This is a genomic window from Leptolyngbya sp. DQ-M1 (assembly GCF_039962505.1).
In the GTDB taxonomy this organism is placed as follows: domain Bacteria; phylum Cyanobacteriota; class Cyanobacteriia; order Leptolyngbyales; family Leptolyngbyaceae; genus Leptolyngbya.
This window is the reverse complement of sequence record NZ_JAMPLJ010000001.1, coordinates 794947-808193: the sequence shown is the minus strand read 5'-3', so window position 1 is coordinate 808193 and position 13247 is coordinate 794947. Positions and strand designations below refer to the sequence as shown.

14 protein-coding genes are annotated in these 13247 nt (G+C 46.9%); 3 read left to right on the top strand and 11 right to left on the bottom strand.

Features of this window, described 5'->3' with window-relative positions:
- Positions 1-84: 84 nt before the first annotated feature.
- Positions 85-489 (bottom strand): response regulator, encoded by a 405-nt coding sequence (locus NC981_RS03890; protein ID WP_347272900.1) that lies wholly within the window; start codon positions 487-489, stop codon positions 85-87.
- A gap of 124 nt (positions 490-613) precedes the next feature.
- Here NC981_RS03890 and NC981_RS03885 point away from each other — a divergent pair, with 124 nt between their 5' ends.
- Entirely contained in the window at positions 614-1672 is a 1059-nt protein-coding gene (locus NC981_RS03885) for an ABC transporter ATP-binding protein (protein WP_348242039.1), read from the top strand.
- 39 nt (positions 1673-1711) lie between these two features.
- Here the strand turns inward: NC981_RS03885 and NC981_RS03880 are convergent, their stop codons facing one another.
- The 9 genes from NC981_RS03880 to NC981_RS03840 form a co-directional block, all read right to left on the bottom strand.
- Positions 1712-2662: an NAD-dependent epimerase/dehydratase family protein gene (locus NC981_RS03880; protein WP_348241599.1), complete on the bottom strand. Its 951-nt coding sequence runs from the start codon at positions 2660-2662 to the stop codon at positions 1712-1714.
- Positions 2663-2733: 71 nt separating this feature from the next.
- The gene (locus NC981_RS03875) at positions 2734-3771 is read right to left on the bottom strand and encodes an Npun_R2821/Npun_R2822 family protein (protein ID WP_348241598.1); all 1038 of its coding nucleotides are present in this window, start codon (positions 3769-3771) and stop codon (positions 2734-2736) included.
- 13 nt (positions 3772-3784) lie between these two features.
- Complete coding sequence (locus NC981_RS03870) at positions 3785-4660, bottom strand: Npun_R2821/Npun_R2822 family protein (protein WP_348241597.1); 876 nt, start codon at positions 4658-4660, stop codon at positions 3785-3787.
- On the bottom strand, positions 4657-5616 hold the full coding sequence (locus tag NC981_RS03865; RefSeq protein ID WP_348241596.1) for an Npun_R2821/Npun_R2822 family protein: 960 nt from the start codon (positions 5614-5616) through the stop codon (positions 4657-4659). The genes NC981_RS03870 and NC981_RS03865 overlap by 4 nt, the downstream gene beginning before the upstream one ends.
- A gap of 2 nt (positions 5617-5618) precedes the next feature.
- A complete protein-coding gene (locus NC981_RS03860) occupies positions 5619-6584 on the bottom strand; it encodes a glycosyltransferase family 10 (RefSeq protein WP_348241595.1) in 966 nt (321 codons plus the stop codon).
- 10 nt (positions 6585-6594) lie between these two features.
- On the bottom strand, positions 6595-8397 hold the full coding sequence (locus NC981_RS03855; protein WP_348241594.1) for an ABC transporter ATP-binding protein: 1803 nt from the start codon (positions 8395-8397) through the stop codon (positions 6595-6597).
- A gap of 67 nt (positions 8398-8464) precedes the next feature.
- A complete protein-coding gene (locus NC981_RS03850) occupies positions 8465-9619 on the bottom strand; it encodes a glycosyltransferase family 4 protein (protein WP_348241593.1) in 1155 nt (384 codons plus the stop codon).
- A gap of 69 nt (positions 9620-9688) precedes the next feature.
- Positions 9689-10978 (bottom strand): glycosyltransferase, encoded by a 1290-nt coding sequence (locus tag NC981_RS03845; protein ID WP_348241592.1) that lies wholly within the window; start codon positions 10976-10978, stop codon positions 9689-9691.
- The gene (locus tag NC981_RS03840) at positions 10975-11235 is read right to left on the bottom strand and encodes a hypothetical protein (protein ID WP_348241591.1); all 261 of its coding nucleotides are present in this window, start codon (positions 11233-11235) and stop codon (positions 10975-10977) included. Before NC981_RS03840 ends, NC981_RS03845 begins: the two co-directional genes overlap by 4 nt.
- A 106-nt stretch (positions 11236-11341) precedes the next feature.
- Here NC981_RS03840 and gloB point away from each other — a divergent pair, with 106 nt between their 5' ends.
- Together gloB and NC981_RS03830 are read left to right on the top strand one after the other, a co-directional pair.
- Positions 11342-12112, top strand: a complete 771-nt coding sequence (gene gloB / locus NC981_RS03835) for a hydroxyacylglutathione hydrolase (protein WP_348241590.1) — start codon at positions 11342-11344, stop codon at positions 12110-12112.
- Position 12113: 1 nt separating this feature from the next.
- The gene (locus NC981_RS03830; protein WP_348241589.1) at positions 12114-12563 is read left to right on the top strand and encodes a protein tyrosine phosphatase family protein; all 450 of its coding nucleotides are present in this window, start codon (positions 12114-12116) and stop codon (positions 12561-12563) included.
- On the opposite strand, the gene ribE is transcribed toward NC981_RS03830, so the two are convergent.
- Entirely contained in the window at positions 12560-13222 is a 663-nt protein-coding gene (ribE, locus tag NC981_RS03825; protein WP_348241588.1) for a riboflavin synthase, read from the bottom strand. The genes NC981_RS03830 and ribE overlap by 4 nt on opposite strands.
- Positions 13223-13247 lie beyond the last annotated feature (25 nt).

The window sequence follows — 13247 nt, the reverse complement described above, 5'->3', positions numbered from 1 at the left end:
CGTTGCAGCACTCCGCTCTGAGCTGAAGTTCGGGCGGAAGCGCAACGAAACGAAGGGGCTACCTATACTTTTCTCAAACATCCTCTAAAGATCGTTAGGGGGCGTATCGATCAGTTGCTCGATCGTGTTCAACAAAATTTCTGAATCATACGGTTTTGGCAGATACACATCAAATCCTACCGACTCTGAATCCTGCCGAATCATCGCGATCACCTCTCCAGTCAGCGCGATCGCGACTGTTCGATGCGTCTCTTGCTGTCGAATGACATCTAAAACTCGTGCTCCATTACCGTCCGGTAGCCGAATGTTACTCACTAATAAATTTGGCTCAAACCCAAATCGAATGATTTCAATTCCCTCCTGAATCGAACCGGCTGACAGCACGATCGCGCCTTGATGCTCCAGAAGCACGGTTAGGGCCAGTCGTGTCACTGCTTCATCCTCAACAATCAAGACGCGTGATGAATGTAACCCAGAAGATTTAATCACAAAAATGCTAGAAGTCAGATTTTGATAAACAACATTAATTTACTATGGTATTAAAATGATGCACCGTAAGATAGACTCGTTTCCCTAACTTCGGATGCGTTTTTCTAAAGATTTAACTAAGTTTATGGCAACCGTTCGACTCGATCGCATCACTCGACGTTTTAGTAAGTCCGCAGCCGTTGAGGATATTAGCTTTGAGATTCCTGATGGCGAGTTCTGGGTGTTGGTGGGTCCCTCTGGCTGTGGTAAATCAACCGTCTTACGCACGATCGCAGGGCTAGAAACGGCGACTTCTGGGAATTTGTACATTGGCGATCGGCTGGTGAATCAAGTCCCGGCTCGCCAGCGCGATGTGGCAATGGTGTTTCAAAATTACGCGCTTTACCCGCACATGACCGTGGCTGAGAACATTGCATTCGGGCTAAAAATGCGACAGGCAGAGCCGAAAACGATTCAAGAACGAGTCGAGTCAGTGGCAAGAATTTTAGAAATCGGTCACTTACTAGAGCGCAAACCGAGACAGTTATCGGGCGGGCAGCAGCAGCGAGTCGCCTTGGGAAGAGCGATCGCTCGTCAGCCGCAAGTGTTTTTGCTGGATGAGCCGCTCTCGAATCTAGATGCCCAACTGCGTGATGGGACTCGAACTGAACTTAAACAATTACATCAACAGGTCGGCATTACTACGATCTACGTTACGCATGATCAAGTTGAAGCGATGACTTTAGCCGATCGCATTGTTGTATTGGAGCGCGGCAGAATTCAGCAGATTGGTACACCTCAGGAAATTTACGATCGGCCCGTTAATCGTATGGTTGCTACGTTTCTTGGTAGTCCACCGATGAATTTAATTTCAGCAACATTCACCGGGTCAAGCTTTCAGATTGGGGGGCAATCGTTTGCGCTCGCGCTCGATGTCCCACCCGGACAATACGATCTCGGAATTCGTCCAGAGCATCTTTCTGTGAATGCGACAGATCCACACTGCGTTGCTCAAGTGAGTGTAATTGAACCGTTGGGACGAGAAGTGCTGGTTCGTGCGGCGCTGGAAGGTCGATCGATCAATTTGCAGACTGATCCAGCTTTGAATTTAAGATTGGGCGATCGATTGCCGTTGCGATTTGATCTCGATCGGTTGTTTCTGTTTGATTCGATTTCTGGCGATCGAGTTTATCCGACTGATTGATATAGGAGCTCGATAGAAGAAGTTGGCTTCGATATTGCGTTATTGATAAAGCGATCGAATCCATTCCCATTCATTTGTGAGTCCTTCTTTGAGTGCGACCTTGGGCTGATAGTTGAGAATTCGTTTTGCTTTAGAAACATCAGCCGAAGTGTGCCGCGCATCGCCGATCGCTGTCTCGATTTTTTCCTGGCGAATCGATCGACCAATAATCGCCTCCATCGTGGCAATCACATCAGTTAGCATCACACGACTTCCACCACCGATATTAAACACTTCTCCGACTGCCTCTGGAACCTCTGCTGCTGCGAGATTTGCCGCAATCACATCTGAAACAAAGGTAAAATCTCGCGTTTGCTGTCCATCGCCGTAAATGACGATCGCTTCATCCTGTAGAGCCGCTTTGAGAAACTTGTGAAACCCCATATCCGGGCGTTGTCGCTGACCGTACACCGTAAAATAGCGCAGCGCACAAGTCGGAACCCCAAAGTTTTGATAATACAGTCCGCAAAGTTGTTCTGCTGCAAGTTTAGTAATGCCGTAGGGTGAAACGGGCTGCGGACTGATCGTTTCGGCGGTGGGAAGGGTTTCCGCATTGCCGTAGATCGAAGAACTCGAAGCGTAGATCAATCGCTGAAGCCGTTTCGCAGATTTTGCCGCTTCTAAGAGAACTTGCGTGGCGTTGATGTTTTGCTCAGTGTAAGTGCGAAACCCCGCGCCCCAACTCGATCGCACTCCCGCCTGAGCCGCTTGATGATACACAACTTCTACATCGGTTAAAAGCGCCTCCCAGTCTAATTTCTGGATGTCCGCTTCGATTAGCTCAAAGTTGGGATGCGCTAAACTACGAGCAAGATTTTTCCACTTCAGCGCAGAATCGTAATAGTCATTGAACTGATCGACTCCGATGACCCGATCGCCACGATCGAGCAATGCCTCGACTAAATGAGAGCCGATAAATCCTGCCGCTCCGGTCACTACGCTAAGGGTCATACTGGAAACCGATTCCTCACGCCTAAAGGGTTCATCTTACCCGATCGTGGGCTTCGGTTGGAAATGACGATTTAACCGCGCATTTTGTTCAGTTGAAGCTTGAGTTTGCGGAATCGGTGATTCAGATTGCTAATTTTCTGTTTGCGGAATTTCGTGATTAGAGAGCGAGCCTGAGTGAAGCGATCGGGCGACTTAAATTCTTTGGGTCGATCTTGAGGAGCCTTGAGATAACGGTAGTGCAAAAACAAGTCCCGGTAAGGAATCGACACATCTTCACCCTGGCACAAACGAGTAAAAGCAAAGGAAGGAATGCTCATATAGTGGAGGTATGTAAGCGGCTGCCCTTTGTCGTAGAGCACATGATCGTGCTGCTCAAAGCTTGATGACCAGTGTGAACCTGGTGCAGTACCAGTGATTGCGAAATTGTAGTAAGCAATTTGGCTCCGCAGTACCATGTAATTCATCAGCGATTGATCAGTTCCCCACAGAGCAAGCAGATTTGATTCTCCAGTTTGGAGCGAAGTCAGCAGCGATCGTAGAATTTCATCGGTAAATACGTTTTTCTTTGAAGCAAACCAGCCTGCACAAAAAATATCTGCTTTCAGTGTTTCAGCATCAAAGACCTTCATCAGTTCTGTTTCTGGGGCATCAAAAATATATTTAATGTCTGAACTGTACTGATAGTCATTTGATACCCAATCATAGGTGTCTAACTTCTGAAAGACCGAATCAATTGAACCAAACGCTAAAGTATCGGCATCAAAATAAACAAATCGATCGAACTCACCATCAAAACAGCACAGTTTACGGTGCATTTCGATGCGATAAACCTCAGGAAGCTGCCGTTCGCGCCAGACTTTTTGAGCGCGAACGTGAGATTTCCAAACCTGAGTTGCAAATGCTTCCCACTTCTGGAGCGATGCAGTGTTCTCAAATAAAGAAACCTGTGGTCGAGTGGCAATCTCCGATCGTACTTTTTCTAAACGGTCATTATAAGGAATGATACAGACTGGAATTTCAGGGCTGATATTTGCCTCAATACTATTGAGCAAAGCAACAAGCTGATCGAATACGACATCATTGGCAAGAATGTAAATTCCATCTTTCATTGCTCAGGCTCCTTCAGACTTTGAATGGCACAAGTCGCGAGAGTTTCCGCCAGAATGCAGAACTCGGTTCATGTAAACATCGGTAGTGTTCCCACAAGTGCCAATAAGGCGCACCCGGACGCATTGAAATTCCTGCCCAGTGGAGGTATTTGAGTCTTTGATCTCGATCGTACAGAACATACTGTCGATTCTCAAAGTGCTTTGATCCTGCCCAACTTCCCGGAGCATTTTCCGGTGGTTTGACTAAATTCATCCGCTTCTCAAAGCACTTCAGAATCAGATAATTCAGAATCGGCTGATCCGTGACACCTTGAGTAAAGTCAAAGTATTCGCGATGTTGGGCGCAATCTTTCAGCACATCATAGAGTTGATCCTCGGTGATCACTCCTTTGCGAGATCCCCAAAATCCACTGTTAAACACATCTTGTAGCTGTTCATCGATAAAGATGCTGTCTTTAACTACAGGTGAAAAGATGTTTCTCAAGCCTTCACTAGAATAGTGATAGTCACAGCAGAAAAAATCACACTTTGATAGATGTTGCAGCGTTTCGGAGATCTGCTCAAACACCACAATATCTGTGTCAATGTAGAGAAATTCATCTAACACACCAAACCAGACTGCAAGCTTTCGCATTTTGTTTGGTAGCTTGAGAAAGTCTCGATCGAAAATCTCTCCTACACGGCTGGTTAACCGCTCCAGTAGTTCTAAATCTGGAAACAATTGAACATTGTGCAATCGATTCAGCGTTGAGAAAACATTCTCATACTCATCATTAAACGGAATCAAATAGATTAGAACATTTGGATCATACAGTCGAATACTATTGAGCAGTGCGATCGCGTTTTCGATCACTTTGTCATTTGCAACAATGTAAATTCCTCGTTTCATGCTCGTCTCAACTTTTGTAGAACTTTCTGAACAAAACTCGGCTGTGCCTTTGGCATCGGAGGTTCTGTGAAAACAGGTCGCTTTTCTGGCTCGTGCAGAAATCGATAGTGCAAAAACAAATCACGATATGGAAAAGCAACATTCTCACCGTGACAAGCTTTTTCCATGCGCTGTGGTTTTACCCCGATGTAGTGCAAGTATGTGAGGCGAAGTCCACGATCGTACAAAATATGTTCCTTGTTCTCAAAATGCTTTGAGGTGATTGAACAACCCGTCGATTTTCCAAACGGCAATAGATGCGCTAAATTACAGCTTTTGATGCCCGATTTCATCACCATGTAATTGATCACAGGTTGTTCACCTGCTCCACCGTAGAGAATCTCTCGATCGCCCTCTAACAATTGAGCAATCAGTGTTTCTCGCTGCTCTGCGTCAAAGAGTCCCCGTTTTGCAGCAAAGAAGCCTGAGCAAAAGATTTCTTTATCAACTCGCTCTTTCGGGAATACCTCGTACAGCTTTGGAGAATCAATGTTGTAGATCTTAGTGGGATCAAGAAATTGAAAGTCGTAAACGACCCAATCATGATCATTCAATTGTTCAAAGATGTGATCCATTGAACTCATCGCCAATGTATCTGCATCCATGTAAATAAAGCGATCGAACGGTGCATCAAACGCACAAAACCGCCGATGTGCCCCATACAGTCGCATCTTCTGATCCAATCGCTCCGGTGCAATCCGTTGCATAAACTGATCCCAACGGTCAATCGAATCTTGGTCATCGTAAAGCATCACATTCGGACGATTACGAATTTCAGCCCGAATCCGATCAAGGTGATCATCAAATGGATAAATGCAAACGGGAATATCGCAGCTAATATTGGCTTCAATGCTATTAAGCAAAGCGACTAACTGATCGAACACACGATCGTTTGCCAGAGTACAAATGCCATCCATAACTAAGAAACCCGCTCAACGTATTCAGAAAGCCAATTCATTAGATTAAGTTTGTGCAGAATGATTTGCCGAGCTTCTGCGATCGCGTCTTTTGCTTCATACCAAGCATCCGGAGTCGCAGTCACTTCCTCAATGTATTTCCAGCCTTTTTCATCCATACTCGGCAATCGTAAAAAGCTCCCCGGAGGAAGTAATTTATCTGCGGCAGATCCACCGTAGTAAATTGGTAAGCACCACGCGAGCAGAGCATCCCAGAGCTTCTCAGTCACATACCAATCATTCTCGGCATAGTTCTCGATCGCTAAGTTGTAGTAGTAAGGAGCCATACCGTACCATTTCCCATTAATTCGACCCGTTGTAACTGCCCAATCCGGTAGATCTCGCCCATATAAGTCAAACTCCAGTCCGTTCTGCTGCAACAGTTTGAGAAATGCTAACCGCTTCAGATGATTCTCACTCCGACTAATGCCAGACGTAATCCAGCTACACTTGCGAACCTTCTCAGGCGGCGGCATTTCATTTAGCTCCCGAAACGAATTGCCTAAGTACCAAATCGCAGGCATATAGTCGGGAACAGGTGCATAGTCATCAGGGCCAGACACATACGCACAGTATTGTTGTGCTTTCTCGTAGTTTGCTTTAGCAATATGTAAAATCTCATCGAGCGGGGGTTCTCGCAATAGATAAATCATTCGCTCTTTCGGAACACCTCGAAACTGTGGAGTCACATCCGGTAACGGAGCTGGACGTAATTGAGCGCGAACCTTTGATATTAATGTTTTTGGTGGTTTAGAACGAGGAAAATCGAACTGATACAACAACAAAAAATCTGGATTTGCAGCAGAGGCTTCAAGCTGAATGTTGCCCCAATGTCCAAACGGGTAAGGCGACTGTTGCCATAACCAATCGATCGGGCTAGGCTTCAACCCGACATAACTACTCACCATTCCAACTACTTGCTTTTTCATCGCCTTGTTCCTAAACAGTCTGAGCTTCTTCTGAAAACTGCATTGCATGAAGTTGGGCATACAATCCACCCTGCTTTAACAGTTCCGCATGGGTTCCCACTTCTACGACGCGCCCCTTATCTAACACTGCAATCTGATCCGCTTTCTGCACGGTCGAGAGTCGGTGAGCAATCACCAGGGTTGTCCGATCGCGGCTCAATTCATCGATCGCGCTCTGTACCAACCGCTCCGAGACTGTATCGAGTGCAGAAGTTGCTTCATCCAGAATGAGAATTTCTGGATCACGTAACAATGCTCTTGCGATCGCCAATCGTTGTCTTTGTCCGCCTGAAAGCATTACGCCGCGATCACCAATCAATGTATCGAACCCTTGGGGTAATTTGATAATGAACTCATAAGCATTGGCACGTTTTGCCGCTTCAATAATTTGCTCATCTGTAGCATCTTTGCGAGCATAAGCAAGATTGTTCCGAACGGAATCGTTAAACAAGAAAGTATCTTGACTGACAATGCCCATTGCTTGACGAAGAGAACGGATCTCGAAGTCTTTGAGGTCGCGATCGTCAATCAAAATTCGTCCGGCAGTTGGATCATAAAATCGCGGCAGCAAATCCGCTAAGGTTGATTTTCCCGCCCCCGATGATCCGACGAGCGCTAAAGTTGTTCCTTTCGGTAGCCAGAGATCAACTTGATTGAGCACTTGTCGATCGTGCCCCGGATAAGTGAATGCCAATTGCTCAAACCGAATTCCCGCAGTCATTCCCGTATAAGGAATGTACCCTTTAGACATGAATGGCTTACCTTCGCGCCGCAAGAAGTCATTCACCACAGAAACACTCGGAGCCAGATTCGCAAATGAACTACGTGCATTATTCAGTTGCCCCACAAACGGCAACATCCGAAACAACACCAGCAGGTATGTCAACAACACCGCAGAAAGCGATTCTAGTTCGCCTCTAAAAAAGATTCGTCCTAGCAATAAAATCGCAATCACAACGGTTAATCCTGCCATCTCATTGAGAGGTGGAATCAGCGCAGAATTGGCTTGAGAACTGAAATCAGCTTTCTCACGATAATCAATCAATCGTTCAATTTTCTGATACTCGTATGATTCGCTTCCGGTTGCTTTCACCAATCGAATTCCCGATAGCATTTCTAACACTGCGATCGAATAATCTCGCGACTGATCAGATAACTGTTGACCAAATCGTTTAGCACGTTTCACAAAAAAGCTATTGGAAAGAGAGACTGCTGCTAATAGAACAGTAGAGATTACAGTTAACTGCCAGGAAATCGATACAAGAATAATCAGAAACACAAAAATAGTAATCACCATAGACAGCATTTGAACTGCTGTCCGAATCGCTGTTGCAGTCGAACCAATCTCACCCCCTAGCCGATTGATCAAGTCTCCAACTTTGGTTTTGATATAGAAATCAAAATCAACATCGAGCAATAACCGCAAGCCTTCCTTGCGAATGTCACTGACTAGCGATCGTGATAAATGCCCCGAAGACAAGGTGCTGACATAGCTCGTCACATTCTTGAGCAAAATCGCCAGCAGAATCAATCCCAACATCGACAAAAACTGCGACTCTCCGCCTGATGCAGCCATGCTCGAAAAGACCTTCTGCAAAATCGGTGGCGCACCTTTAAGGTTCACCTCCTCGCCTAATAACCCCAGCACAACCGGGATAATCAGCATCGTACTCACGCCGTTAAACAACGCACCGGAAAATCCAAGCACGATCGTCAAGCCAATCCAGAGCGGACGACGGAGGGCAAATTGAAGCAGCAATCGATTTGGGGACATACGGGGCAGAGAATAACAATCTGAAGTTTTGGCAAGAAACTGCTTCTAGTTATCCCGATGCCTGTACTTAACTCACGCTTTGCAGAACATCCGCCAGAATTGGAGCCATCGCATCAACGCTATACTGCGCGACACAGCGCGATCGCAGCGCTTGACCTCGTTTTTCTGCTTCCTGCCAATCCTGAAAGATTTCGGCGATCGCACCCGCTAACTGATCCGGAGATTCTGGCTCAACAAGATAGCCTAAATTCCCCAAAATCTCTGGAATGTCTCCTACACGAGTTGCCAAGATCGGCTTTGCCATCGACATCCCTTCGGTGAGCTTGATCGGAAATTGCGCTTGAGCCGTGACCGTATCGCGCTGCGGGACAACCACCACATGAGCTGCCGCCACAATCTCCGGCATCTGCCAAAACGGAGCAGGTGGCAGCTTGACCACCCATTGTCCCCATCGATCGATTAACTGTCGATCGTAGTCATCATAGGGGCTTCCACCGACGATCACCAGTCTAAGATCCGGCTGGTTTAAGCGATCGAGTGCGATCAAAACCTCTTCTAATCCTTTATGCGGACGCGATGCCCCCGGAAACATCAGCACCCGGTACTGGGATAAGCCATATTTGCGCCGACTTTCCACCGGATCAAATCGGCTTGGATCAAACATATCTGTATCCTTGCCGTTGGGAAGATAGGTTCCACCAAACCGCTTTTGCAGAAAGTTCGTGTCGATCGTAATCGCATCTGCATATCCGACGAGTCGTTCCATCCATTGCAGATAAAGGAAATGATCGGGCGATCGTAGCACTCCATTCGGTTTCAAAATATCTCGCCCGAATTGCTTTAGGTTCGGTCGATAGCGCGTTTGGTCACCGCCTGTCCAACTCAATTCCCAGTCATCCACATCGAGCAACACGGGAACACGCGATTTTAACTTCTTTAAAAGTCCAACTCCAAAGCTTGAAGGCTTCGGCTTCACGGCATAAATCAAATCACCATCTATACGATCAAGCAATTGACCCACAGAACTAAAAAACTGCGGATAGTTACAGCCGGGTAAACAGACGATTGGCAAATCTGCGGGTGGTTCTGGATAGATTTTTTCACCAAATAGAAATCCGAGGATTTCGACTTCGTGATTTAGCTTTTTGAGAACTTGGGCGAGAAGATAGGCGCGATCGACTCCACCTTTAGAAAAGTTAGGCGTGAGAATAGAAACTTTCATACAAGAAAAAATGGGGAACGGAGGCGTATTCAACAGATGCAATTCCCCAATGCCCTGAGTATTCCCGATTTAGTATTCCTGCTTTAAGTTTTGATAAAGCTTTAACATCTCGGCGGCGACCGCTTGCCGTGTTTTTACGGGCTGAATACCTTGTCTCAGTTGAGCGATCGTTCCCGGATTTTCAGAAAGATAAGCGATCGCATTTGCCCAAGCCTTAACATCTTTTGCCGGAACTAACCAGCCATCTCTCCCCTGCGTGACCAGTTCTGCAATTCCACCCAAATCTGAGCCGATCACAGGAGTTCCTACGGCAAACGATTCCAGTACGACGAGCGGGCCTGTTTCTAACCATTGTGAAGGAACTGCGAGCAGATCAAACCCTGCAATTGCGTCCATGATTTCCGATCGTGCTAACGGCGGCTTAATTTGAATGCGCGAATCTGATTGAGCGATCGCTAAAACTTTCTCGCGATTTGCTGCACCATGCTGGTCGGCGTGAGTTGCATAGATCACCAGTTCGACGGCTGTATTCGGGATTAGTTGAAGTGCTTGGGCAAGCATTTGAACTCCTTTCGTTTCTTGCCAACGACCGAGAAAGCCAATCCGAATTGGAGAATGGATCGATCGTTCTGTCGGTTTCCTTTCAACTAAAACCCCATGACGGCTCAGAACTAGCTTCGATTCCGGCACGCCATTCAGCACAAACGCATCATAAAGCCACTGGCAAACGACGACAATCCGATCGCTCGATTCCACCAATTGATCAAACTGTCGCTGATGCTGATGCACTTGGGCAGGAGTCGCGATCGTGGTTCCCAGTTGCCGCAATCGCACTTCAGAGGAGTGACGCAAGCGATCTCGAAGGGAAAGCGTGAGCGAACTGGGGAGATGACTTAATGTTTTAGCTGCCCAAGTTGGAACTCGCTTAGATACCCCTAAACAAGCACTACACCGAGCAAGATCAATTTTTCCATTACAGGCAGAATGTCCCCCTTGCATCATCGTTCCTCGCAAGCAGGAAACATCGGGCATATGAATCGTGGCGATCGTTTTCATTCCCAATTCTTTTGCGATCTGCAAATGAGGCAGACCGCAGCCTGATCGCAAGGTGTGCTGATGATAGATTTCGCTTTTATTTTCAACAAGCCAAGCGCGAAACGCATCGAGATCCTGACTTGGATAGCGGTAGACCTCGATCGCGTTGTAATGCTCGATCGTCGGTTGATCCTGCGCTCTTGAGGCTGTCACTTTGCAATTCAAGCCGATCGCGCTCAAGTCCTCGACTAAGCCATTGAGATACACCTCAACGCCGCCAAGCGAATCTGGCGGAAACCAAGCGCTCGCTTGAATCACATTCATAAAAGCGGCTTCCCTTCATCTACAAGCTTGATCTGACCCGATTGAATTTGATCAAAAATCTGATTGATTTGTCGGCGTTCTTCGGCAGTGAGGCGATGATTTGCAAGCAGCAGAGACGTAAGATGCAAATGCTCGTGACGATTTAGCTGGCGCTGTTCGAGAATCCGTTCAAGGATGCGCTGTGGCGGTTGGTTAAATCGATTTGGGACTGCTTTCGCCATACGATCGTCATTGTTCAACAGAGAAATATCAAGCACAAGTGAGCCTAATAGCTAGATGAGGACTCGATCGACACCTGAGTAAAATCATCTACAGGTCTTAGTATTGACGACTTTAGAATCAAAATAGACATAAATTAGTGGTATGCAAATTTATCGAATTTCAGCACTCTCTGATAACTATATTTTCCTGTTGTACGATGAAGCGCGTCAGATTGCGGCAGTTGTTGATCCAGCAGAAGCTCGCCCTGTCCTAAAAAAATTAGAAGAACTCAGTGCGACCTTAGTCGCAATTTTCAACACGCATCATCATGGTGATCATGTCGGTGGCAATCGCGAACTGCTCGATCGCTTCCCTGATGCGATCGTTTATGCGGGAGTTCACGATCGCGGACGCATTCCCGGACAGCAAGTGGAATTAAACGCAGGCGATCGGGTCAAGTTTGGCGATCGGACAGGTGAAGTGTTATTTGTTCCCGGACATACACGTGGACATATTGCTTACTATTTTCCCCCAATCGCAGATGAACCAGGAGAATTATTTTGCGGAGATACGTTATTTAGTGCGGGTTGTGGGCGATTGTTTGAAGGAACTCCGGCGCAAATGGTGGATTCGCTGAGCCAGATCCGATCGTTGCCTGACAATACACGGGTTTGGTGCGCTCATGAATACACATTGAGCAATTTGAAATTTGCGGTGACGGTCGATCGGCAAAATTCCGATTTACAAGCAAGATTTGCTCAGGTGCAAGTGGCTCGAAGTCGAAATGAAGCCACAATTCCAACACATCTCGGACTGGAGAAACGTACAAACCCATTTCTACGCTGGGATACGCCTGAGATTCAAAGGGAGATTGGTCGTCGGGATGCGATCGAAACTTTCGCCGCGCTGCGTCAACAGAAGGAGCGATTCTAGAATGGAATCCATTCTAAATTTTGTGCAAATCAACGATCGACTCGCGACCGCAGGACAGCCGACGATCGAGCAATTCGCCGCAATTAAAAACGCAGGCTACAACGTGGTAATCAACCTTGCGCTTCCGACTTCGGACGGTGCAATTCAGAACGAGCGGGAAATTGTGGAATCGCTGGGAATGCAGTATTTCCACGTTCCGGTAATTTGGGAAAACCCGACGATCGACGATTTCAATCAGTTCTCGAATCTCATGCAAACGCACTCTAATCAATCGATCTTTGTGCATTGTGCAATGAATATGCGAGTGTCCGCCTTTGTGTATTTGTATCGTCGATCGCACGAAAATATCAGCGAGGAGCAAGCCAAGGCCGATCTAAACAAAATTTGGCAACCGAATTCAACTTGGCAGGCATTTCTTGACCAGTACAAACCCTCGGACAATCAGAATTAAAGATATCCGTGTTCTGCCAAAAATTCCACCGAAATTCGATCAGGCACTTCTGTCTCCGATCGACCCCCGCGCAGAAATTTCTCCACATACTTACCGAGAATATCGCCTTCTAAATTCACCCAATCTCCGGGTTTTAGCTCAGACAAATTCGTTTCAGCATAAGTATGAGGAATCACCGCTACCGTAAACCATGAGCCATCCGCCGCACAGTTTGCCACGGTGAGACTAATGCCATTCACCGAAATGCTCCCTTTCGGAAGAATGTATCGTGCGACCTGTTTGCTTTCCGTCTTAAACCGAACTGCCCAGGAAGTTGCAGTTGGAACCGCCGATTCAAACGCGCCAATACCATCCACATGACCGGTAACAAAATGCCCACCTACCTTGCTTCCAACCCGCAGCGAGGTCTCTAAATTTACCACTTTTGCCCCCCCTGCCGATCGTTCCAATGTGGTGCGGCTCACCGTCTCCGGAGACACATCCGCCACAAATCCATCGCTCAAAATCTCAGCCACGGTTAAACACACGCCATCCACCGCGACACTATCGCCGATCGCTAAATCCTGCAGAATCATGCCGACTCGCGCACCTGAGATCCTGACCTGTTCAGGACTCAAGATCGCCAAATGTCCCACCGTTTGAATCAGTCCTGTAAACACAAATACTATCCTTCTTGCAAAACAA